Annotated in this window: 25 protein-coding genes; 10 read left to right on the forward strand and 15 right to left on the reverse strand. The window is 68.1% G+C overall.

Features of this window, described 5'->3' with window-relative positions:
• Nucleotides 1-61 precede the first annotated feature (61 nt).
• Nucleotides 62-1,270: a UDP-N-acetylglucosamine--N-acetylmuramyl-(pentapeptide) pyrophosphoryl-undecaprenol N-acetylglucosamine transferase gene (locus FE633_RS12965; RefSeq protein ID WP_138045270.1), complete on the forward strand. Its 1,209-nt coding sequence runs from the start codon at nucleotides 62-64 to the stop codon at nucleotides 1,268-1,270.
• Between the two features lie 11 nt (nucleotides 1,271-1,281).
• Here the strand turns inward: FE633_RS12965 and FE633_RS12970 are convergent, their stop codons facing one another.
• The 4 genes from FE633_RS12970 to FE633_RS12985 are packed head-to-tail and all read right to left on the reverse strand — an operon-like array spanning nucleotide 1,282 to nucleotide 4,847.
• Nucleotides 1,282-1,716, reverse strand: a complete 435-nt coding sequence (locus FE633_RS12970; RefSeq protein ID WP_138045271.1) for a low molecular weight protein-tyrosine-phosphatase — start codon at nucleotides 1,714-1,716, stop codon at nucleotides 1,282-1,284.
• Nucleotides 1,713-2,846: a DegT/DnrJ/EryC1/StrS family aminotransferase gene (locus tag FE633_RS12975; RefSeq protein WP_138045272.1), complete on the reverse strand. Its 1,134-nt coding sequence runs from the start codon at nucleotides 2,844-2,846 to the stop codon at nucleotides 1,713-1,715. Before FE633_RS12975 ends, FE633_RS12970 begins: the two co-directional genes overlap by 4 nt.
• Nucleotides 2,843-3,826 (reverse strand): ATP-grasp domain-containing protein, encoded by a 984-nt coding sequence (locus FE633_RS12980; protein ID WP_138045273.1) that lies wholly within the window; start codon nucleotides 3,824-3,826, stop codon nucleotides 2,843-2,845. Before FE633_RS12980 ends, FE633_RS12975 begins: the two co-directional genes overlap by 4 nt.
• 4 nt (nucleotides 3,827-3,830) lie before the next feature.
• Nucleotides 3,831-4,847, reverse strand: coding sequence for a dTDP-glucose 4,6-dehydratase (locus FE633_RS12985; RefSeq protein ID WP_138045274.1), 1,017 nt, complete (start codon nucleotides 4,845-4,847; stop codon nucleotides 3,831-3,833).
• 222 nt (nucleotides 4,848-5,069) lie between these two features.
• Between FE633_RS12985 and FE633_RS12990 the strand changes: the two genes are divergently transcribed.
• Nucleotides 5,070-6,500 carry an NsdA family TPR-like regulatory protein gene (locus FE633_RS12990; RefSeq protein ID WP_138045275.1) on the forward strand — a complete coding sequence of 477 codons (1,431 nt, stop codon included), beginning with the start codon at nucleotides 5,070-5,072 and terminating at the stop codon, nucleotides 6,498-6,500.
• Nucleotides 6,501-6,730: 230 nt separating this feature from the next.
• Here the strand turns inward: FE633_RS12990 and FE633_RS12995 are convergent, their stop codons facing one another.
• From FE633_RS12995 to FE633_RS13005, 3 genes are read right to left on the reverse strand one after another with little or no spacing between them, the layout of a single operon-like run.
• Nucleotides 6,731-7,555: a hypothetical protein gene (locus FE633_RS12995; protein ID WP_138045276.1), complete on the reverse strand. Its 825-nt coding sequence runs from the start codon at nucleotides 7,553-7,555 to the stop codon at nucleotides 6,731-6,733.
• A 7-nt stretch (nucleotides 7,556-7,562) separates the two neighbouring features.
• Nucleotides 7,563-8,162 (reverse strand): sigma-70 family RNA polymerase sigma factor, encoded by a 600-nt coding sequence (locus FE633_RS13000; RefSeq protein ID WP_246113591.1) that lies wholly within the window; start codon nucleotides 8,160-8,162, stop codon nucleotides 7,563-7,565.
• Nucleotides 8,159-8,365: a hypothetical protein gene (locus tag FE633_RS13005; RefSeq protein WP_138045277.1), complete on the reverse strand. Its 207-nt coding sequence runs from the start codon at nucleotides 8,363-8,365 to the stop codon at nucleotides 8,159-8,161. The genes FE633_RS13000 and FE633_RS13005 overlap by 4 nt, the downstream gene beginning before the upstream one ends.
• Before the next feature lie 328 nt (nucleotides 8,366-8,693).
• Between FE633_RS13005 and FE633_RS47150 the strand changes: the two genes are divergently transcribed.
• Nucleotides 8,694-8,969 (forward strand): hypothetical protein, encoded by a 276-nt coding sequence (locus FE633_RS47150; protein WP_171059918.1) that lies wholly within the window; start codon nucleotides 8,694-8,696, stop codon nucleotides 8,967-8,969.
• A gap of 53 nt (nucleotides 8,970-9,022) precedes the next feature.
• The gene (locus tag FE633_RS13010; protein WP_246113592.1) at nucleotides 9,023-9,238 is read left to right on the forward strand and encodes a hypothetical protein; all 216 of its coding nucleotides are present in this window, start codon (nucleotides 9,023-9,025) and stop codon (nucleotides 9,236-9,238) included.
• 43 nt (nucleotides 9,239-9,281) lie between these two features.
• On the opposite strand, the gene FE633_RS13015 is transcribed toward FE633_RS13010, so the two are convergent.
• The 4 genes from FE633_RS13015 to FE633_RS47160 all read right to left on the reverse strand — a co-directional run bounded on the left by FE633_RS13015 (nucleotide 9,282) and on the right by FE633_RS47160 (nucleotide 10,463).
• Entirely contained in the window at nucleotides 9,282-9,665 is a 384-nt protein-coding gene (locus FE633_RS13015; RefSeq protein ID WP_138045278.1) for a toxin Doc, read from the reverse strand.
• Complete coding sequence (locus FE633_RS13020) at nucleotides 9,665-9,901, reverse strand: hypothetical protein (protein WP_171059921.1); 237 nt, start codon at nucleotides 9,899-9,901, stop codon at nucleotides 9,665-9,667. The genes FE633_RS13015 and FE633_RS13020 overlap by 1 nt, the downstream gene beginning before the upstream one ends.
• A gap of 150 nt (nucleotides 9,902-10,051) precedes the next feature.
• Nucleotides 10,052-10,222 (reverse strand): hypothetical protein, encoded by a 171-nt coding sequence (locus FE633_RS47155; protein WP_171059922.1) that lies wholly within the window; start codon nucleotides 10,220-10,222, stop codon nucleotides 10,052-10,054.
• A gap of 16 nt (nucleotides 10,223-10,238) precedes the next feature.
• Nucleotides 10,239-10,463: a hypothetical protein gene (locus tag FE633_RS47160; RefSeq protein ID WP_171059923.1), complete on the reverse strand. Its 225-nt coding sequence runs from the start codon at nucleotides 10,461-10,463 to the stop codon at nucleotides 10,239-10,241.
• Nucleotides 10,464-10,838: 375 nt separating this feature from the next.
• On the opposite strand from FE633_RS47160, the gene ligA reads away from it, so the two are divergent.
• The 3 genes from ligA (at nucleotide 10,839) to FE633_RS13040 (ending at nucleotide 14,120) form a co-directional block, all read left to right on the forward strand.
• Nucleotides 10,839-12,929 carry an NAD-dependent DNA ligase LigA gene (gene ligA, locus FE633_RS13030; RefSeq protein ID WP_138045279.1) on the forward strand — a complete coding sequence of 697 codons (2,091 nt, stop codon included), beginning with the start codon at nucleotides 10,839-10,841 and terminating at the stop codon, nucleotides 12,927-12,929.
• A 142-nt stretch (nucleotides 12,930-13,071) separates the two neighbouring features.
• On the forward strand, nucleotides 13,072-13,566 hold the full coding sequence (locus FE633_RS13035; RefSeq protein ID WP_138045280.1) for a lamin tail domain-containing protein: 495 nt from the start codon (nucleotides 13,072-13,074) through the stop codon (nucleotides 13,564-13,566).
• A gap of 170 nt (nucleotides 13,567-13,736) precedes the next feature.
• Complete coding sequence (locus FE633_RS13040) at nucleotides 13,737-14,120, forward strand: peptidase inhibitor family I36 protein (protein WP_138045281.1); 384 nt, start codon at nucleotides 13,737-13,739, stop codon at nucleotides 14,118-14,120.
• A 214-nt stretch (nucleotides 14,121-14,334) separates the two neighbouring features.
• Here FE633_RS13040 and FE633_RS13045 read toward each other — a convergent pair whose 3' ends face one another.
• Together FE633_RS13045 and FE633_RS13050 are read right to left on the reverse strand one after the other, a co-directional pair.
• Complete coding sequence (locus FE633_RS13045) at nucleotides 14,335-15,018, reverse strand: HNH endonuclease family protein (RefSeq protein ID WP_171059924.1); 684 nt, start codon at nucleotides 15,016-15,018, stop codon at nucleotides 14,335-14,337.
• Between the two features lie 144 nt (nucleotides 15,019-15,162).
• Nucleotides 15,163-15,522, reverse strand: coding sequence for a hypothetical protein (locus FE633_RS13050; RefSeq protein WP_138045282.1), 360 nt, complete (start codon nucleotides 15,520-15,522; stop codon nucleotides 15,163-15,165).
• 537 nt (nucleotides 15,523-16,059) lie between these two features.
• On the opposite strand from FE633_RS13050, the gene FE633_RS13055 reads away from it, so the two are divergent.
• Nucleotides 16,060-16,413, forward strand: a complete 354-nt coding sequence (locus tag FE633_RS13055; protein ID WP_138045283.1) for a hypothetical protein — start codon at nucleotides 16,060-16,062, stop codon at nucleotides 16,411-16,413.
• 101 nt (nucleotides 16,414-16,514) lie between these two features.
• On the opposite strand, the gene FE633_RS13060 is transcribed toward FE633_RS13055, so the two are convergent.
• The gene (locus FE633_RS13060; RefSeq protein ID WP_138045284.1) at nucleotides 16,515-17,162 is read right to left on the reverse strand and encodes a hypothetical protein; all 648 of its coding nucleotides are present in this window, start codon (nucleotides 17,160-17,162) and stop codon (nucleotides 16,515-16,517) included.
• 115 nt (nucleotides 17,163-17,277) lie between these two features.
• Nucleotides 17,278-19,185 carry an Hsp70 family protein gene (locus tag FE633_RS13065; RefSeq protein ID WP_138045285.1) on the reverse strand — a complete coding sequence of 636 codons (1,908 nt, stop codon included), beginning with the start codon at nucleotides 19,183-19,185 and terminating at the stop codon, nucleotides 17,278-17,280.
• 456 nt (nucleotides 19,186-19,641) lie between these two features.
• On the opposite strand from FE633_RS13065, the gene FE633_RS13070 reads away from it, so the two are divergent.
• Nucleotides 19,642-19,836, forward strand: a complete 195-nt coding sequence (locus FE633_RS13070) for a hypothetical protein (protein ID WP_138045286.1) — start codon at nucleotides 19,642-19,644, stop codon at nucleotides 19,834-19,836.
• 14 nt (nucleotides 19,837-19,850) lie between these two features.
• Nucleotides 19,851-20,444 carry a hypothetical protein gene (locus tag FE633_RS13075; protein WP_138045287.1) on the forward strand — a complete coding sequence of 198 codons (594 nt, stop codon included), beginning with the start codon at nucleotides 19,851-19,853 and terminating at the stop codon, nucleotides 20,442-20,444.
• Nucleotides 20,445-20,505: the final 61 nt, after the last annotated feature.

A 20,505-nucleotide genomic window follows, 5' to 3' on the forward strand; every position in this document is an offset into this window, starting at 1 on the left:
CGGTGGCAGGCTCCACCGTGGGGATCCGCTACGGTACGTAGCGAGCCCCAACGCGGCCTAGATGGGAACCCTCTTGGTGAACAGCGCTCATTCCGATGGTCGTCACGGCAGTTCGACTCGTGGCTTCCGCTTGGCTGTGACAGGCGGCGGGACGGGTGGTCACACCTACCCGGCCCTGACAGCGATCCGTACTCTCCAGGATCGGCTGGCCGAGTCCGGTCAGGCGCTGGAGGTGTTGTGGATCGGCACCGCAGAGGGACTGGAGGCCCGCGTCGCTCCGGCCGAGGGCATCCCCTTCGCCGCGGTTGCCACCGGCAAGATCCGCCGCTCCAGCAACCCGCTGAAGCTGGTGTCCCCGGCCAACGTGAAGGACATGGCGCGCGTGCCGCTCGGCGTCGCGCAGGCCCGGAAGGCGATCGCCGGCTTCCAGCCCGACGTCGTGCTCGCTACCGGCGGCTATGTCGCCGTCCCGGCCGGCCTGGCGGCACGCATCTGCCGTCGGCCGCTGGTCCTGCACGAGCAGACGGTGCGTCTGGGCCTGGCCAACCGGAAGTTGGCCAATTCGGCGACCCGCATCGCCGTCTCCTCCGAGTCCACCCTCCCTCTGCTGCCTGAGGGAGCCCGGAGTATCGCCGTCGTCACGGGGAACCCAGTGCGGCCGGAAGTGCTGACGGGGCACGCGGACAAGGCTGTCGAGGCGCTGAGACTGCGGGGCTTCGACCGTCGGCTGCCCACTGTCTACGTCACCGGCGGCGCCCAGGGTTCCCGGCAGATCAACGATGTTGTACGTGACAGCCTGCCGTGGCTGCTGGGCCACGCCAACGTCATCCATCAGTGCGGCACCGCCAACGCTGATGCCTTGCGTGGGCATACCGCGGCGCTCCCGGCCGAGTTGGCGCGCCGGTACCACCTCACCGGGTTCGTCGGGCCGGAGCTGCCGGACGTCCTGGCGCTGGCGGACGTGGTGATCTCGCGCAGTGGTGCGGGCACGCTCGCCGAACTGACCGCGCTAGGGAAGGCGGCGGTGTACATCCCTCTGGCCACATCGGCGGGCAACGAGCAGGCGCACAACGCCCGCTACCTGCAAGATGCCGGGGCGGCTGTGGCGCTACTCGGAGACGTCACGGCTGAGTCGCTGCGCGACACGGTGGGCCCGCTGCTGACGGACCCCGCCCGCCGCGCCACGTTGGCCGAGCAGGCCCGCGCGCACGGGAAGCCGGACGCGGCCGACAGGCTGGTGGACGTCATCCTGTCCGCCGCATCCGGCTGACCGGCGCGGTCTTAGGTCAGGTGCCGGGCCGCGCCGTCTTCGATCAGTTTCACGACGGTGGCGAACGCGGCGTCGTCCCCTCCCCACGGGTCGGGAACGTCCTGATCACCGAGGTACAGGCGCAGCTTGGGCACGGTGCGCTCGTCGGCCAGGTCTTGGAGTGCGGCAAGGTTGTTGCGGTCCATGGCCAGCACGGTGTCGGCCCAGTCCAGCAACTCCCGGCTGACCTGTACGCCGAGGTGGGGGGTGAGGTCGTAGCCGCAGGCCGCGGCGGCCGTGATCATCAAGGGGTGCGCCGGGCGGCCGACATGCTTCTCGCGGATGCCGGCCGAGAGCGCCTGGACCGCGGCACCGCCTTGCCGGGCGAGGACGGCGGCGGCCAGCGGGGATCGGCAGTGGTTGCCCAGGCACACAGTCAGCAGGCGCCTGGGGCTGGCCGCAGTCACCGGGCTGCCTCCGCGCTGAGAGTGTGCCGCACTTCGCTCGTGACGCGGTCGGTGTCGGCCTCGGTCATGTGCTGGTGGAACGGCAGGGTCATGATTTCCCGGCCGATCTGCTCGGTCACTGGCAAGGGCCGGTGCCATTGCTCGAAGGCGGGTTGCAGGTGGTTGGGCGGATAGTGCGTGCCGACGCCGATGCCGCGCTCGCGCAGAGCACGAAACAGCCGGTCCCGCCCTCGCAGGACACGCACCGCGCAGAGGTGAGGGACGGTGTGGTCGACGTCGACGTCTGTCAGGACCACGCCGTCGATGTCGTGCAGAGCGGCGGCGTAGGCGCGCCAGAGCTCCTTGCGCTTGGCTTCGGCCTGGGCGAAGTGGGCGAGTTGGGCGAGGCCGATGGCGGCGTTGAGTGAGGGCATCTGCACGCGGAGCCCGAAGCCGCCGACGGTGTAGGTGGTCAAGTCCGCGCGGGAGGTGGCGGATTCGGCAATGCCGAGGCTGCGCAGCCTGCGGCAGGCGTCGGCCTCCTTCGGGGTGCGGGGAATGATCATGCCGCCCTGCCCGCACGTGAGGTTCTTGATCGGCCCGAAGGAGAAGCAGGTCACGTCGCCGGTGGTGCCGACGCGCCGGTGGCCGTTGAAGGAGCCGAAGGCGTGCGCTGCGTCCTCGATGACAGTGATGCCCCGAGCGGTGAGGACGGGGCGTGCATCGGACAGGTCGACGGCGCGGCCGGCGTAGAGCACGGGCAGGACCGCGCGAGTGTGCGGCGTGAGGGCGTCCAGCACTTGGGTGCTGCCCGTGCACAGGGTGCGCTGGTCGATTTCGGCGAAGCGGGGCGTTGCTCCGGTGGCGAGGATGGCCTGGGCGGTCGCGCAGAAGGTGAACGAGGGCAGGATCACCTCGTCGCCGGGGCCGATGCCGGCGGCCAGTAAAGCCACGTGGAGTGCGGCGGTCCCGGAGGCGACGGCGACTGCGTCCGGCACGCCGAGGAAGCGGGCGACCTCGTCCTCGAACCGTTCCGTGACAGCGGAGTGGTTGTAGTAGCCGCTGCGCAGGGCCTCGCACAGCGCGGCCTCTTCCGGCCCGTAGAGGAAGGGGCGAGCGTTGTGGTTGAAGCCGAGGTTGGTGGTGGTCATTGCCATGTCCTCTCGCTGATGGCGAGCGTCTCGTAGTACTTGGTCAGACACACGTCCGGCTTGTACTGGAGCCGGTGGTGGTCGACGGGCTGGCGGAACAGGCCGCACAGGAACTGGCCGATGAGGTCGGCCCCGGCCGCTTCGGCGGCGGGGAACCCGCCGCCGACTCGCGCATTGGCTTCGGTCAGCACCACGCGCTGCGGGCTGTCCTCGCAGATGAAGCCCTGGACGCAGCAGGCGCCGACGAGGCCGGTGGCGGCGAGGGCCGCCCGGACGTGCTGCTCTACCTCCTGGTCGTAGAAGGTGGCGCTCACCATGGCGAGACCGCCCTTGACCAGGAGCCGGTGACGCAGCACCACAGACGCGCGGCCGGAGCGGTCGACGAGGCAGTCGGCGGTGAACTCCGCACCCTTCACCCGCTGTTGCACCACGGGGCTGGGCACCAGCTCGCACAGGACGCGCGCCTGCTCCAGGGTCTGGCAGAAGTGCACGTCCTTGGCGCCCTGGCCGTGCCGGGGTTTGATGACGAGCGGGCCGGCGGGGGCCCGATCGATCTCGTCCGGCAGGACGGTGTGCGGCGTCGGGATGCCGTGCTCGGTGAGGACTGCGGCGAACCGGGCCTTGTCTGTGCAGGCCTCGACGGCGGGCGGGTCGGGCAGCCAGGTGGTGACTCCAACTTCGGCAAGAGGCCGGCACAGGGTGAGGAGCTGGGGCAGCTCCTGCTCGACGGTGGAGACCAGGGCGTCGGGGCGGAGTTCGGCGCAGAGCCGGAGCATGCCGCTCTGGTAGCCGGGGTCAAGGATGGGAACGGTGATGCGCGGTGTCACCTCGGGCAGGCGCAGGCCGATGGCGTACGGGTCGCAGTCGGCGGCGATGACCTGGCAGCGGTGGCGCATCAAGCTGCGCGCCAGGTCGAAGCCGGGCGCTCCCCCGACCCCGGTGACGAGGATCCGCCAAGGGCGTGTGCGTGTGGTGGGCATGGCGTCACCCTCCGACCGCAACGGCCGGCGAAGCCGGGGATGCTGCAGAGGGCTGCGGGATGCGGACCAGTGGCGCCCACCGCTCCGGGTGGCGCCGGTACCAGTCCGCGGTCCGGGCGAGTTCTTCCTCCAACTCGTGCGTGGGCCGGTAGCCCAGCCTGTCGGCGATCTTCGCCCAGACCATGGAGTAGCGGATGTCGTTGGCCTGCCGGTCGGGGATGTAGGTCACCGAGTCCCAGTCGGCGCCGCACATACCCAGCAGAAGGCCGGTCAGCTGGTGATTGGTCAGGTCCCTCCCGCCCCCGATGTTGTAGACCTCCCCCGGGACGCCGGCCCGCATGACGAGTTCGATGCCCTGGCAGTTGTCATCCACGTGGAGCCAGTTCCGTACGTGCTGGCCACGGCCGTGCAGGGTGACCTTCTCGCCCCTGATGAGGCGGGTGACGAACCGCGGGATGAGTTTCTCCGGGTACTGGGCCGGGCCGTAGTTGTTCGACGATCGCGTCACGCACACAGGCAGCCCGTGGGTGCGGAAGGAGCTGAGGGCGACGAGGTCGCTGGCCGCCTTGGACGCCGCGTAGGGCACGGTTGGCCGCAGCAGGTCCTCCTCCGTTGCGGAGCCCTCCGCGAGCGGACCGTACACCTCGTCCGTTGATACGTGGACGAACTTCTGGATCCCATGGCGGGAAGCGGCATCCGCCAGGACCTGCGTGCCGAGCACGTTCGTCTGCACGAACGGCCCTCCGGCCAGCAGCGACCGGTCGACGTGGGACTCGGCGGCGAAGTGCACGACAAGGGTGTGCTCGGAGATGAGGGTGTCGACGAGCGCGGTGTCGAGGATGTTGCCGGCGACGAACGTGAGCCGGGGGTCGAAGAACGCCTCGCCCAGGTTCTCGACGTTTCCGGCGTAGGTGAGGGCGTCAAGCACGGTCACCTTGGCGATGTCGTCTGCTCGCAGCAGGCGTTTGACGAAGTGTGAGCCGATGAATCCTGCGCCGCCGGTAACGAGCACAGCTTCCATAAGCCTGCCCCATTCTGAGGAATCGGAAGTCTCGGCGTCGTGCCGAGATGATGCAGCCCTGAAACGCGGCCGCCTCCAATAGCGTCACCTCAGTCCTTACGCAAGGTCATTGCGCCTTTCAGGGCTCGGATTGCGGCTCGCCGCAATGCGTGAAATCGCTCTGCCGAGGTGGGTGCGGCTCGGCTACCGTGAACGGTTCAGGACCGGTTTGACGGGGGTGCCATGACCGCCGCAATCACCCGCTCGCGCCGCGCCGCCATCGTGCGCGAGGCCGCCCAGATCCGGATGCGCTGCCAGCGCTCCGGCTACACAACCGAGCACATCACCGCAGCGATTCGCGCGGCCTTGCCGGAGGTGACCGAACTGGAGGCGTGGCGCCTCGCGTTGGGCTGGTCCAGGGCGGACACCGTCACCCAGATCGGGGAGCTCTACGTGGCCGACGGGCTGATGCGGACGGCCTTATCGGAGTCGATGCTGTGCCGCTGGGAACACGACCCTGAGGAGTGGCCGAGCGCGGACTACGCGGTGATGTTGTGCCGTGTCTACCGCGCCCAGCCCGAACAGTTGGGTCTTCACCAGATGAGGCGGGTACGGCAGTTGTCCGCGTGGACCGCGGACATGATCGGGTACGGTCGCCACGACGCCGGCGTCACCCCGTCCGGCCGGCAGGAAGGGGCGGAGCTGATGACCACCGACGCTGGGCTCCCGTCAGTCCGAGAATCCCTCCAATTGGCGCTCCTGGCCGAACCCGCAGGCGGTGCGCTGGTGGACGACCTCGCCGAGGCCGCGGTCGAGCACTACGCCCTGAATTACCCCAAGCACCCTGTGCCGGTGCTGTTCAAAGAGGTCCGCGACACCCGCACGTTGCTCGCCGGGATCCTCACTCCCGACGGCCCCAGCACCGAACTGCAGCGCCAAATCGGCCGCCTGTGTGCCCTCCTGGGAAACCTCGCCTTCCACCTCGGTGACCCGTCCGGTGCACGCACCCATCTGGGCACTGCCGCGGCATACGCGAACCGATGCGGCGACACCCAGCTCACCGCCTGGGTGCACGGGGCGCAGAGCATGGTGGCGCGCAGCACCGGCAACCTCCAGGCCGCGCTCACCTACGCCGAACGCGGCGCCGCCGCAGCACCGGGCGGCCTTGTCCGCGCCCAATTGCACGCCTGGGCCCTGCTGCCCACGCTCGCCCAGCAGGGCCGCGACCGGGAGGCGACCGACGCGCTCGAGGAAGCACTGACCGAACTCGAAGCCGACCCGCTCGGCGAAGCACCGGGCCGCTTCGGGTTCGACGCCGCCGAGTTGGCCCTGCACCAGGCCGAGGCACACCTCGCACTCGGCCGCACCGAGCAGGCCCGCTCCCGCGCCGAAAACTCCGCGGCCGCGTGCACGACCGGCACTCCGGGATGGGCCGCCGCCACCCTCGTCCTCGCCCAGGCAGAGGCCTCCACCCAGCCATCCGACGCCGCCCAACGGGGCTTGGATGTGCTCGGCCGCATTTCGCCCAGCCGCCTGCGCTCCACCGCACGCGCCCGGCTGAAGCGCCTCGACACCCTGCTCGCTGACCGTCCAGCCGACAGCGTTGCCGACCTTCGCGAATGCCTCCGCACCCTGCCTCCCCCGGTTGACGCCACCGGCGCCGCCTCAGCCTGAGGCATCCCCCCGGCGCGGTCACCGATACGGCCTCGACCGTGCTGCCTCACATGCGGTGACGCACAGAGTCGACTCAACGGATGGGAGCGGACGACGGTTTGGAGGGACTCCCGCATCCGGCACTTCGTCACCGTCCGTATGCAGACGAGTGCTGGAGGCCTGCTGGCGCGGGCCCGCAGATTCACCGAGCGCCGCGTCAGCTTAGGTGCCGGCCGAACCACTCAGGCAGGTCAGGGGGAGGATGCTGCGCAGTCCTCCAGTCGGGCGGCCAGTTCGAAGCTGGCGCGGGGGATGGTGCCGTAGTCGGCGTCGGATTTGGTTTCCAGGCGCTGTACCGCGACGGCGAGTGAGCGGCACAGTGGTTCTGCGGTGTTGAGGGGGTTGTCGACGACGCTGGTGTCGGCGGCGATGCCGGAGTGCAGGATCGCCATGGTGCGGGCGATCATGGTGCGGGGGGTGTACCAGTGGGCGTTGCCCTGGCGGGGTGGCCGGCTTACGAGGCTGGTCCAGTCGTCGCTGCTGCTGGTGTGATGGTTTTCCAGGCGGGCCAGGCAGGCTGCCTGGGTTGCCCAGTGTTCGGCGTCGCGGAGTTCGCCGCGCTGCAGGTGCATCAGGTACAGGCACAGGGCCGCGGTGCTGCTTCCGGCGCCGGCGGAGAACTGCCACCAGAACTGGGCTCCTTCGCGGTCGGCCAGGTGCAGCAGGCAGGCGAAGATCAGTGCGCTGGCGGGCTCGACCCGGCAGGACCGGGCCAGCAGGGCGATGTGGTCAGCGGCCCGGGAGTCGCGGATCACCAGGGTGGACAGGTCCCGCAGATCGCGGCCGGCCTGCTCGTGCTGGGCTGCGCACAGCGGTGCGGGCACTCGGGGTGTTCCGTCCTGGAGCCAGGGCTTGACCTGCTGTGCGGAGGACTCCAGTAGCAGGGCGCTGCGCCACCAGGTGTCGGCCACGCCGTATTCGATGCGCCGGCGGGATGCGGCGGTGTCTTCGTCGTCGTAGGTGTCCTGCAGGATTTCGGCCTCGGTCAGGAGTTCGTCGAGGCTGCGCGGTGTCATCGCTGATTCACTCCTCATCGTCGCAGTCCGCACCGAGGGGGATGTCCAGGTCTCTGGCGATCTTCCGGCGGGCCAGGTGGCAGTGGGAGCGCACCGTGGCGTCGGTGACTCCCATGATGCGGGCGGTGGTGTCGGTGGAGAAGCCAAGGACGTACCGGAGCACCATGACGTCGAACTGGCGCTCGGGCAGGCGGGCTATCGCGGGGTACAGGCCGAGCGCGCTTTCGATGACCGCGAATTCCTGGCGGCTGGACTCCAGCACTGAGCGGGTCACGTGTTGGAGAACGGCCGTCTCGGTCATCGCGTGCTGGCGGCCCTGGAGGTCGAGTTCCTGGGCGACGCTCTCTTTGAGTAAGGCCCACGCGGACGCGGCGGGGTTGGCCTCTTCCATCAGGTGTGCCCAGTTCAGGGCGAGGTGCATGAAGACCTGGTGGACCAGTTCACCGGCGGCGTGCTCGTCGCCCAGGTGCACGTGGGCGTAGCGCCGGTAGGGCTTGTAGTACTGGTCGTGGAAGGCCCAGAACGCCTTCGGCAATTGCGGCAGCGGCACGGTCAGCTCATGCCTGGTCGTGCTGGGACGGGGCTGTCCACTGGGGTGGTCGCTCACTGCCGGCCACCGTCCTCGCCCTGCACGAATCCAGCCGGTGCGGCCGGGGCTGGCGGCGTGCCGGTGCGGCGCTCCATCAAAGCGGCGGCTCCCACGCGCACCCCGGCGCCAAGCATCCGGCGGACCAGTGCCACCACGTCGGGGGCAAACACGCGCAACGCAATGACCGAAGCCAGCACGCTGTTTGCGACATCGTGAGTCACGTGTGCGGGTCCTTCTCATCTACGAAGGGCAGCGCCCGGCCCACCCCAACTGGGGCGCTGGAGAGCATCGTTGCTCTCGATCACCAGCTAATCGACTCAAGGCCCGAAACGTTGAACCCGCCCTGGAGGAATTTTTACGGAAAGCGACCAGCCGGTTACTCATGTTCGAATCCATGCCACCGGCTGCTGCCCCACGGGCCCCAGCGGCGCCTCCTGGAGGGTGCGCGGCACCAGCCCCGATCAGCACCCTTGACTCACTCACCGCAATAAGGTTCCAACTTCAAGTAACCGTCGTTAATCGGACGCTACGATCAACCTCTCGCGCACCATGTGGCGCAGGTCACAGCACTTCCGGGTCGATTGGAACGAGCTCGAGGGCGCGGCCGGTGCCGATGCGCGTACGGAACTCACGTACGCGCCGATGCTGGCGGCCTGCACGGGAGGACGCCATCGAGGCGACGGAGGACCGCTCCAGCTCCCTCTGCTGCACCCGAAGAGCACGGTGGCCTGGGCCGGCAACGCCGACTCCGGACAGATGGTCGGCGGGGCGAAGAAGTACCTGAACCTGACGATGTCACCGATGCCTTCCGCACGTGGCTGCTGACCCAGGGCTGGACACCGGTCGATCCCACGGACGGTTGGACCGACCTCGAAGCCGTGCGCGGCAACGAGCGGCTGATCTGCGATGCCAAGGGCCGTACCAGCGAGAAAGGCATCGGCGCCGACAGCGCCTATGGACAGCTGCTGCGCCGCATCACGAGCCAGGAATCGCGCATACGGTACGCACTGGTCGTGCCGTCCTCGTCCGTCAAGGTCGTCGAACGCGTCCGGGAGATGTCCGCAGGCTGCTGCGCATCGACGTGTACGAGGTGACCGACGACCACATGGTGCGGCAGCTACCGGCGTAGTCGGCTGGTCAGAGTCTCCAGGAGCGCAGCTGGTCGGCGACGGCGTGGACACTGAGTCGGGTGTCGCGGATCTTGCGTACGAGATCGGACAGAGCTCCGTAGGGAGGGTCGATGCCCTCGCCGGACTGGTCCATGTACTGCGCGGTGACGAATGCCGCAAAAAGGCTGTTGCGGTGTGGGAGCGGTTCAAGGCGCACGAGCGTGTGCATCAGCGCGGCCGCACGCCATGCGGCGTCCGGGTCGGCGGTTTGGAGGGTCGGCAGTTTGGTCTTGTGCCGTGCGACGGCCGCTACGAGCGCGGAGTAGTCGGAGACCGTCATGTCCTCGTGTCCGAGGGCGGCCTCCTGGACGTCCAGGAGCCAGGGGACGTCGATGTAGAGGATGGGCGGCATCAGGCGGCTGCGGCCCCGTCACGTTCGGAGGGCGGCACCTCGTCGGGGAAGGCGTCGTCGAACTCGCCGCGCAGCCTGTCGGCCCATGTGGTGGCGCCGGTGACGAACCGCTGGCGCTGCATCTCACGGACGCCGAGATCATGCAGGTACTGCTTAAGGCTCTTACCCTCGGCCGCGGCGGCCGCGCGCACGCCCTCGAGTTCCTCGTCGGTGAAAGACACGTTCAGGGATGGCATACCCCTGATGGTACCTAGTTGGTGCCTGCACTGCGAGACCCTCAGCTCACACTCCCAGCCCTCGCATCGATGCCACAGGCCGCACTACAAGCGGAGAGCCGCCCGGAAACGAGCCGCCGTGGCAGGAAGAGTCCGAGGAGGATGTCGGGGTCAGGCGTCGGACGGGTCCAGCGCTGGGCGCCCGTCAGGCTGCTGGTCGGCGCCGGAGACCGTCGGGTGGGGCAGTGGCGGGCGACTGACAGGTACCTGCGTGAGCCGGGTGTGCCGGGGCTCGACCTGCAGGCGGGCCGCGTTGATGAAGTGCAGCCGGGCGGCTTCCATGCGGTCCCTGGCCCCCTCAAGCTGCCTCGCTGGTGGCGGTCTGCTGGATGAACTGGTCACTATGGCCCCAGAAGACCTCATCCATGCTCGCCGCGGCCGCGACGACGGCTGGGCTGATACGGGTGGACTCGGCCACGATTGCGGCACACGCTTCGATCTGCTTGTCCCGGGACCAGTGCACGCGCTCGGCCCGGTTGGTGAGCAGCGAGCCGGCCAGGACGCCGACCAGCGCAACTGCCACGCTTCCGACGGTGGTCACGGTCGTTGCCCAGTCCACGGACATCCGGCCCCCCTCGCGGCTGTCGCTTCGGTGCTGTCTCTGCCCGGCAACCCCGCGTTGGTATGCGTCCAGCCCGGTGCAAGATGGCCATTTCGGCCACACACCTGTCTCACTGACCTGGGAGCGCAGTCGGCGGCTTTCGGTCAGCCCGGCGGGACCGCAGATAGTCGAACGTGAACGGTCCGGCACAGCCGGCCAGCGGCTGGGGCTGTCGGCGGCGGCCACTGCCGAGAGGCTCGGCCGCGGTCTCGGCCGGGCGTCAGTCAGTGGCAGAGCCACGACCGCCGGAACCGCCTACGAGTATCAATGTCAGTGGTGGCAGGCAAGATGTCGGGCATGACCACACCAGCTGCAGTGATCGTGGATGCCGCCGCCTACGCGCAGGCGGTCGAGGAGGCGGTGAAGGCCGCGGCCGCCTACTACGCGGGCGGCACCTCCCCTCTGGACGACGACACCTACGACCGGCTGGTGCGCGGCATCGCGGCATGGGAGGCCGAGCACCCCGAGCAAGTGCTGCCCGACTCCCCCACCGGGAAGGTCGCCGGCGGCGCCGTGGAAGGCGATGTCCCGCACACGGTGGCGATGCTGAGCCTGGACAACGTGTTCTCCTCGGAGGAGTTCACCGCATGGACCGCGTCGCTGGCCCGGCGCATCGGCCACGAAGTCACCCGGTTCAGTGTCGAGCCGAAGCTGGATGGTCTCGCGATCGCCGCCCGCTACACCCGCGGACGCCTGGACCGGCTGATCACGCGCGGGGACGGGACGGCCGGGGAGGACGTCTCGCACGCCATCGGCACCATCGAAGGCCTGCCCCACAAGCTGGCCGAGCCAGTCACGGTGGAGATGCGCGGCGAAGTCCTGATGACCACCGCCCAGTTCGAGCACGCGAACGAGGTGCGCACCGCGCACGGCGGGCAGCCGTTCGCGAACCCGCGCGGCGCCGCGGCGGGCAGCCTGCGGGCCAAGGAGCGTGCCTACACGGTGCCGATGACGTTCTTCGGCTACGGCCTGCTGGCCCAGCCCGACACCGAGCCGGAACTCGCCCGACGCCTGGGCGAACTCGCGCACAGCGACCTGATGGCCCGGGCCGCCGCGTACGGGGTGAACACCACCGCCACCACGGCCGTGCCCGGCATCACCGCCGACACGGTGGAGCAGGTCCTGGCCCGGGTGCAGGAGATCGCCGCGCTGCGCGCGACCTTGCCGTTCGGGATCGACGGGATAGTCATCAAGGCCGACCTGGCCGCCGACCAGCATGCGGCCGGATCCGGGACGCGGGCCCCGCGCTGGGCGATCGCCTACAAGCTGCCCGCCGTCGAGAAGATCACCCGGCTGCTGGAGGTGGAGTGGAACGTCGGCCGCACCGGCATCATCGCCCCCCGCGGCGTGCTGGAGCCGGTGGAGATCGACGGCGCCACCATCACCTACGCCACCCTCCACAACCCGGCCGACATCACCCGCCGCGACCTGCGCCTGGGCGACCACGTCATGGTCCACCGGGCCGGCGACGTCATCCCCCGCATCGAAGCCCCCGTCGCCCACCTGCGCACCGGTACCGAACGTCCCATCGTCTTCCCCGAGATGTGCCCGCGCTGCGGCGCCGGCATCGACACCAGCGAACAGCGCTGGCGCTGCGAGAACGGCCGCAACTGTCACCTGGTCGCCGCCCTCTCCTACGCCGCCGGCCGCGACCAGCTCGACATCGAAGGCCTCGGCCACACCCGCGTCGTCCAACTCGTCGAAACCGGCCTGGTCGCCGACCTCGCCGACCTGTTCACCCTCACCCGCGACCAGCTCCTGAGCCTGGAACGGATGGGCGCAACCAGCACCGACAACCTCCTCGCCGCAATCAGTACGGCCAAGGGGCAGCCGCTGTCGCGGGTGCTGTGCGCGCTCGGTGTCCGCGGCACCGGCCGGTCCATGTCCCGCCGCATCGCCCGCTACTTCGCCACCATGGACCACATACGCGCCGCCGACGCCGAAACGATGCAACAGGTCGAGGGCATCGGCACCGAGAAGGCCCCGTCCATCGTCGCCGAACTCACCGACCTCGCCCCGCTCATCGACAAACTCGCCGCCGCCGGAGTGAACATGACCGAACCCGGCGCCACCCCACCGAGCGCGGCCGCCGCCGACGACTCAGACGGCGTCTCGCAGAGCGAGGAATCGGCCGGCGGGCCGCTGGCCGGGATGACGGTCGTCGTGACCGGCGCGATGACCGGACCACTGGAGAAACTCAGCCGCAACCAGATGAACGAACTCATCGAACGCGCCGGCGGCCGCTCCTCCTCCAGCGTCTCCAAGAAGACCACCCTGGTCGTCGCCGGCGAGAACGCCGGATCCAAGCGTGCCAAGGCCGAGTCCCTCGGCATCCGCCTGGCCACCCCCGACGAATTCGCCACCCTCGTCGCCGACTTCGTCGGCTGACGCTCAGAGCGACGGCGGGCCCGGGCCCGGTCATCACACTCAGCGATTGATGTCCCAGATGCGGACTTAAAGATGCAACCGGCAGCTCATGACGTCTGTAGGCTTCTGCCCCTCATCAGCACCATTGAGGGGGGACCTCATCATGCGTACGTATTCTGTTATTGCCGCGGCCGTCACCGCCGGCGCGCTGGCCGTTCTCGCTGCCACACCTGCTCAGGCCGCCGAGTACTCCTCGGCGTTGAAGGTACGCGGAGTCCAGTACGACGCGCCCGGCCGGGACTCCAACAGCTGCTCCACCGGCAACACCGACGAGGAATACCTGACGATCAAGAACTACTCGTCCTCGGCGACCATCAACCTCAAGGGCTACGTCGTCAAGGACGCTACCGGCAACCGCTTCACCTTCACCGCCAGCCACTACCTCCAGCCCGGCGACTACATCAAGCTCCGCGGCGGCAACGGCACCGACTCCGACAGCAGAAACGTCGTCTACCGCGACAACTGCAACTTCATGTGGAACAACGACCGCGACACGATCTACCTGTACAAGCCCTCCGGCAACCGCGCAGACGTCCACTCCTACACCAAGAGCGCAAACGACCCGGACGGCAACGGCTACATCCGCTACCACAGCTAAACCCGAACCCCGCGGGTCCACCCCCCAAGCCAGGTGGGCCCGCGTGAACAGCGACTGGCCGCCTACCTCCAACGAGAGCGCGCTGGACGCCTGAAAGAGTGAACGCACACGTCAATGCCGCCCAGCCCCACGGTCGGTGGACTACTTCTGTCCATGTGATCAGAACTGTGATGCGTGCTGCCGCAGCCACCGCCCTGGCCTGCCTTCCGCTGACCCTGCCGGTGCCGACCTCCGCCGCAACCTCTGCCCCGCGCCCTGCCGTTGACTGCCCTGACGCCTATGTCTGCATCTACCCGGAGGTCAACTTCGGTGGGCAGCCGTGGGTGCGGCGAGCCGTCGACGGCAGCGTGAAGGATTTGCCCTCCGCGATCCGTGACCGCGGCAGCTCGATCAGGAACAACTCCGCTCGCACGGCCCGCGTCTACGAGAAGCGGAACTACTCCGGGCGCTGGGTATGCGTGACCCGCAGCGGCGGCTCCATCCACGACCTGCGGTCCTACAACCTCAACGACCAGACCCGCTCCCTGAAAATCAACCGCAACGACTGCGGCTGACCCCCAGGGCCCCGGTCGAGGCTGTTGCCACAAGGCCGGAGTAACCATGGGGACGATCGTCCGGCTGAAGCCCCATGGAGCCTTCCGCCGAGAGGCGACCGCCTTCCGCACGTCACCACCTCATGGCCCCGGCTGGTCTCCCCCGTCCAGCCGGGGCTTGAGCTGTCTGCACCGTTTGGACCGGGCCCGTCCCCACGCCTTCGGGCGGCCGTGGCTAACGGGCGAGCGTGACCGTGATGGACTCGTTGGGGCAACGGCTGAGCGTCTCGGAGAGCGCGGCTTCCTCACTCGGGTCAACGGCCAGCTGGTAACGCGTCTTGTCAGCAACCCAGTCGATGACGTACTGGCAGCGGTAGCCCGCGAAGGCCGGCAGCCAGGTACTCGGGTCCTGGTCGGCCTTGCTGCGGTTGCTCGCAGCGGACACCGCGATCAGAGCGCGCGCGTCATCGAGGTCGTTGGCGTAGGCCTCGCGCTCCTTCGCACTCCACCTGGATGCCCCGCTGTCCCACGCTTCGGCAAGCGGCACGAGGTGGTCTACGTCCAGCTTGCGGGCATTGTCGAAGTACTGGTCATCGTACGAGCTATACCAAAGCCCGCCGGTGAGCACGCAGTTCGGCCCCTGCTCCGGGGCGGTAACGGCCTCGGATGTGAGGATCTCCATCCTCGTGTTGCAGCCATCTCGGTCCGCGTCGGTCCAGTGCCGGAACTTGGAGCGCTCGTAGCCGGCCCGGCTCTCGTCCTCGACCGGCAGCGCCTGAAGGGCCTCGCGGACCGGCAGGGTCACCGTGTCGCCGGGCGCGGCCGCAGCGGCGTGGGCTGTGGCCGTGGTGGGGGCGAGCAGCGCAGTCAGCACGCAGAGCCCTGCGGCAGCAGTACGGGTGGTGCGGGTGAAACGCACGACGGATCCCTTCGAAGATCACCAGCAGTTCGTGATCTGCGTAGTAGGTTCCGCCCCCGACCCGCCCGGCACACGGCCCCGATTCACCCGCGCAGACGGTAAGTCACACCACGTCCGAAGGCCGATCCCGGCGGCGTGCCCGCGTCAGGAGACCGGAAGCTCACCGAGCTGTCGGCCCCGGTCGGCCTCTGCCGCCACGAGAACCGCCAGTTCGCCGGCCTCCGGGAAACACGGCCCGTTCCAGGCGTCCGGGGCGGCGATCGCCCGTATACGCACCTCGGTCCCGAACCGCTGCGCTGCCTCGTACAGCCGCTGCAGGACCGTGAGAGCCCGGACATCGAGCGCGCCGATGTAAGCGCACCACGTCCGCGAGGCGCGATGGAATGCGGCGACGGAACGCAGCAGTTGCCGCTGCTCTTCGAAGGCGGCTGGGTCTGCGGGGGCTGCGGCGGCGGTGACCTCCAGCAGCCACCGCGCAGAGTTCGGATAAGGGATCGACGTCATGCTGCGGACCGTACCGCCGGGCACTGACATCCGCTCCCGCCACCGAAGCGGGATCAGGCGCTCCTCACGGAGTGCCGGTGCCATAGTGCTGATGCGCGGCGGCGACGCTGGCCTTCCAGGCCGCCAGCAGTCGCTCGCGGTTGTCGGGCAGAAAACACCCCGAGCGGGCCGCGATCCCCCGGAAGGTGGAGTGCGGACCGCCGCTCTCCGTCGTGACAAGCGCGGCGAGCAGTACCAGGCCAGAGCCGGGCGCCGGGCTTCCGGGCGCGGGCTCGTCGACGGCCCCCAGGGCGACCCCAGCCCGAAGGCCAGCCGGGGACCGACGACGACCTGGAGGACCACGGCGACGAGGCGGACGAAGACGAACTCGACTGGGACCCGGACGACACCGGCGACGAGGACGAAGAGAACGAGGAGACAGCCTACGGAGACGACGATCCTGGCGACGCAGCCGACGCCCCCGCACCCAGACCCACTGTTGTCGTTCATACGATCACCAGCCGGGCCGCACGGACCGCCCTCACCACCGCAGCTCTCGTGCACCTGGGCTTCGTGGCCTTCGTGACCGGCAGCGTGGCCTACTTCTCCCACTACTCCAGCGAGCCCTCCTTCTGGCTCCTGCCCCCGTTGATCATCTGCGCCCACCTGTTCATCGGCACCTTCTACGGCCAGCGACAGCTGCCCGCCGCCTTCGCCATCCTGGTCGCCCCGCCCCTGATCCTCCTCATGACCGTGGGCTTCGGGATGATGTTCAGCGACCTGCACAGGGTGGACATCAACCCCGTCGTGACGGGCCTGGTGTGGGCCGGCATCTTCGCCCCCGGGATGCTCGCCCTCACGTACGCCTTCCGATCCTGGTTCGGCCAGATCCGGTACACCGAGAAGACGTAGCACCACAACCGCCGTTGCTGTAGTGGCCCGGCTCTACCGTGCGGAGAGATGCAGTCGCCGCTTCAGGGTTGGCTCGCCCGTTGTGGGTCGAAGCGTCGGCATCAACCGGGGATGGACAAGCCAGTGCACACCCGCTGCCGACTGAAGACTTGGTCAGCTACAAGGTAGGCAGGGGCGATCACGAACTGGCCGGGCAGTGTGCTGTCGCACGACGGCCAGCCTTCCTGCCACTCCTCGTCGAGCCGTTCACCAGGCACGAGTTCGAAGTCCCAGCGGGCTGACAGCCCCGTCCGTTTTGAGCGCTGCCGTAGCTCTAGGGCGGTGTTGCTCAATCGGACGGCTTGTGATGCCAACGGGTCGAGGCGGCTCCTGCCCAGTGCAGTCAGGATCGCCTTGCTGTCCGGCTCGTCGGGGCCGAAGAGGACGGAGCAGATCTGTCCCATGAGCCAGAGCATCACGGGAACAGCGCCGGGAGCGTGCCCGGGGATTTGATGGGCGGCAGCCCGGGCCAGGCCCTGGACCTTCTGTTCAACGAGGGCGTCGTATTCACGGGCGATGACGTGATGAACGCTGTGTGCGTTGGAAGGCACGTCACTGCGGGTTTCCGCTTGTGCTGCCATCAGGGTGTCCAGCCGTCGTTCCACGTACTGCAGGCGGGCTTCGAACTGAGCACAGGCTTGTTGCAGCACTCGGTAATCGCGCTCGAGAACGGTCAGCCTGCGGGTGCCCTCATCGAGTTCCAGGTCCAAACGCCGGGGTCTCGCCGGTGGATCATCCGCCACGCGGGACTCTGGATGGCTGAAGGTCTCGTGCGGTTGTGCCGGCGAGGGCGTGTGTGGGAGGGAGTGCACGGGCGTCCTCGGCTCAGTAGTTCGTCTGGAAGCGGAGTGAGGTCGCGGCTTCCTCGCCGCTTTGCTGCACTACGGCACGGGCCTTGATCTCGGTCTCACCAAAGCGCATGTAGAGAGTGACGCCACGATCTCGCAGCGCGAAGGCCATGACCTTCTTCAGATCAACCGTGATCTTGCCGAGGTACTCGCATCCGGGATCAGTGATGTAGCGAGGATCCGGCTCAGTGGAGGAGAAGAGACTGAAGGTCAGCTTGCGGGTTGTGCCCTCCAGAGGAACGTAGGGGAGATGCGCTTCCTGGTCCGTGTTGACCAGGTCGCCCCGAGTGACGAGCTTGGAGAAGCGCGCCCTGCAGTACACCTCGCCCGTACTCAGAGTGAAGCGGTACTCCTCAGGATCGACGCCTTCCTCGAACGGCGTGCAGTAGCAGGTGCCGTATGTCAGTCTGCTCCGACGTGCACGCGTGTGCGGTTCGTAGGCGTAGTGCGCGGCCCCATAGAGGACGGCGGCTCCTGGGTCAGGCGGCACCAGCACGTCGGCACGCCCCTTGAGGTGCACCTTGACTGCATGCTGGAGCAAGGGGGATGCGCCGAAGCCGCCGACGAGAAGGACGACTGGGTCACGGCTTCCGGCAGTCGCGGTGTTCTCGACTTCCTTGAGCTGCTCATCGATGAGGTCAAGGATGTCGGGCACGACGTTGTCGAACAGGCGGCGTGCCTCGGCTGCGGTCACGACGATGGCGTCCGTGACGCCTTTCTGCTTGCGGGAAAGGCGCTTTCGTACCGTCGCACCGATCCGCCGGTCGATCGCCGAAGGCAAGGTGAGGTAGATCGGGTCGGTCTCGTCGGGTCCGAAGTGAAGCTTGGCCCTCTCAAAGGCCTCGGTGAGGTCCAGCAGCGCCTCCGGGTGATCAGCGGCGAGGTCCTGCAAGATCTCCAGCTTGCCGAAGCGGTCCAGGAGATGCTCATCCCGGAAGGCACGGTTGATCTCCTCTGATCCGTGGGGACCCCCGATGGGAAGGCCGATCTCTACCATCCGGCCTTCGGCATCAGTTTCGTAGGCCGTGAGGTCAACGGTGCCGCCCCCGCAGTCCACCACCACGAACCGACTGCCTGGCTCCATCAAACTGGCGCCGTCCGCGGCGCCGCCGGCAACTTTGACGCCACTGACCAAGGCGTAGTGAGCTGCCGCTTCCGGCTCCAGGGCTAGGATGAGCCGGCCGTCCTCGAGGGGAAAGCCCGCCTTCCCCGCGATGTCCCGCATCACCTGCTTCTGCTCATCCGTCCAGATCGCAGGCACTGTCAGACACCAGCGAATGTCGTCCTTGTCGTACCCGCTGGCAGTGACCTGCGCGAGGGCCGTCTCGTAGAGGTTCCGCAGGTAGGCAGCGATGAGTGACTCTGCATTCTGTCGGCGTGAGCCAGACAGCACGACGAGGTCACTGGTGACTTCCGCCTCTGCCCCGTCTTCCTCTCCGGTACTTTCGGCAATCTTCTCAGGCGTTGCGTCGTCCTCTTGGCCCTCGTCTTCGTCTTCGTCCTCTTCATCTTCATCGTCGTGTCCGGTGCCCTCGATAACCGCCTTTTCTCCGCTAAGGCTGGCCCGCTCGGCGACTGCCTGCTCCATGAGCCCCATTTTGAAGCCGCTGAAGTAGCGCGGCCCGTCGGCTCCGTGAGTCTTGACCAGGGCTCGCCTCCGCGCGTTGTATCCCCACCCCAGCACTTCACCTTGCGCATCGACCAATAGCGCGGACAGATTCTTCACGGAGGCGACGGGCTGTCCCGCCCACGAGTTGAAGAAGTTGATGCGCCGCTCACCAGGATCGTCGTTCCTGCCTCCGTAGGTACACCACGAAATTCCGGACCCATGCGTGCCGAAGTCAATTCCGACCACCACTTTAGGCAAAGCCACGCCAACCTCCACGCCAACAAGGCGACCGTCTCCCGAGGCGACACAGGGCGCGCCGCAGACAAAGAATCGCGAGCGTTTACCAATTTGGGCAAGCCGCCAAGCGATGGTGCCGAATTCGGTAACTCGGTAAGCCTATTCCTACGACAATTCGTATTGACTGATCAGAGCAATAAAGTGTGCCGAGCTGTGCATCCAGGCCATCCGGTGGGGCGGCATGGACCCCATGGCACGCTGGGTGTCCCGGATCCGCCCGCGGTACAGCTGGCAGTGGCCGGCCTGATCGGGCGCACACTCCCCTCCGGTGCGGCGTGGCAGTCCAGCATGCCTGACCAAAAGCTGGCTTTCGTACTCGGCGGTCCTGGCACGCGGGAGACGAAACCCGCCGCAGCTTCCATCGAAGGCGACAAGTGACGAGCGCCAGCGGTTGGCTGTTCTTGCAGCCGCCTCGGACCGCTGGGCGTACTCGGCATGAGCCAACTGGACGGCGCGGCCTTGTGCGCGACGACCCGCTGTTCCGGCTGCCAGGTCACGCATGCGCTGCTGCCGGAGGTGTTGTGGCCGCGGCGGATGGATGCGGCCGAGGTGATCAGGGCCGGGCTGGAGACAGCCGCCCTCAGCATGGGGCACCGCCAGATCGCCGGTGGAACCCGCGCCTTGAGATGAGCAACAGTTGCTATATGGCCGACTCATCCGCATCACCCACCACGCCCCAGAACGAGGAGCACGCACTCTTCTTCGTCCGTGTCTGGGCAGAAGCCGTACTCCGCGAGGTCGCTCGTGTACGGGATACCCGCAGGCGGGCGGCCGTCAACGACCGCAACTACGAGCGCATGGAGGACTGGAGCCCCACCGAGGAGGACCTGGACCGCGACTTCCGCGAGCAGTGGGCCCAAGAGCACACCTTGGTCTGGGCCGCCTTCCAGCTGGAGCAGTGGCGCGCCCGTCTGCACAAGGAACGCGGCATAGAGCCAGACCCCGAGCACCCGCTGCTGCGTACCATGCGCAACGCCCTGGAACACCTCGTGGACGCCCAGTTTGTCGATGAGCGAGCCGAATCACCGGCGCCGACTGGCAAGGAGGGAAGCGCCCTGCGCCAACTCAAGGGCCTGGATATCGCTCTCGGAGGGGAGGCGTCGTTCGGGCATATTGACCCTGCCCAGGTGGAGGCCGCCGCGCTGAATGTGGTCCGCAGTATCGAGCGGGACCTGGAGCAAGAGGCCATCGACCGGTATGTCGCACTGCTCGACGAAGACGGGGCGGCTGACGTGTGACACGCGTGCTCTGGCACTCGTGCCCTCCTCAACGGCGTGACCGCGTTGGTCGGTAGAGGGA

This window comes from Streptomyces montanus (genome assembly GCF_005786655.1).
GTDB classification, from domain to species: domain Bacteria; phylum Actinomycetota; class Actinomycetes; order Streptomycetales; family Streptomycetaceae; genus Streptomyces; species Streptomyces sporangiiformans.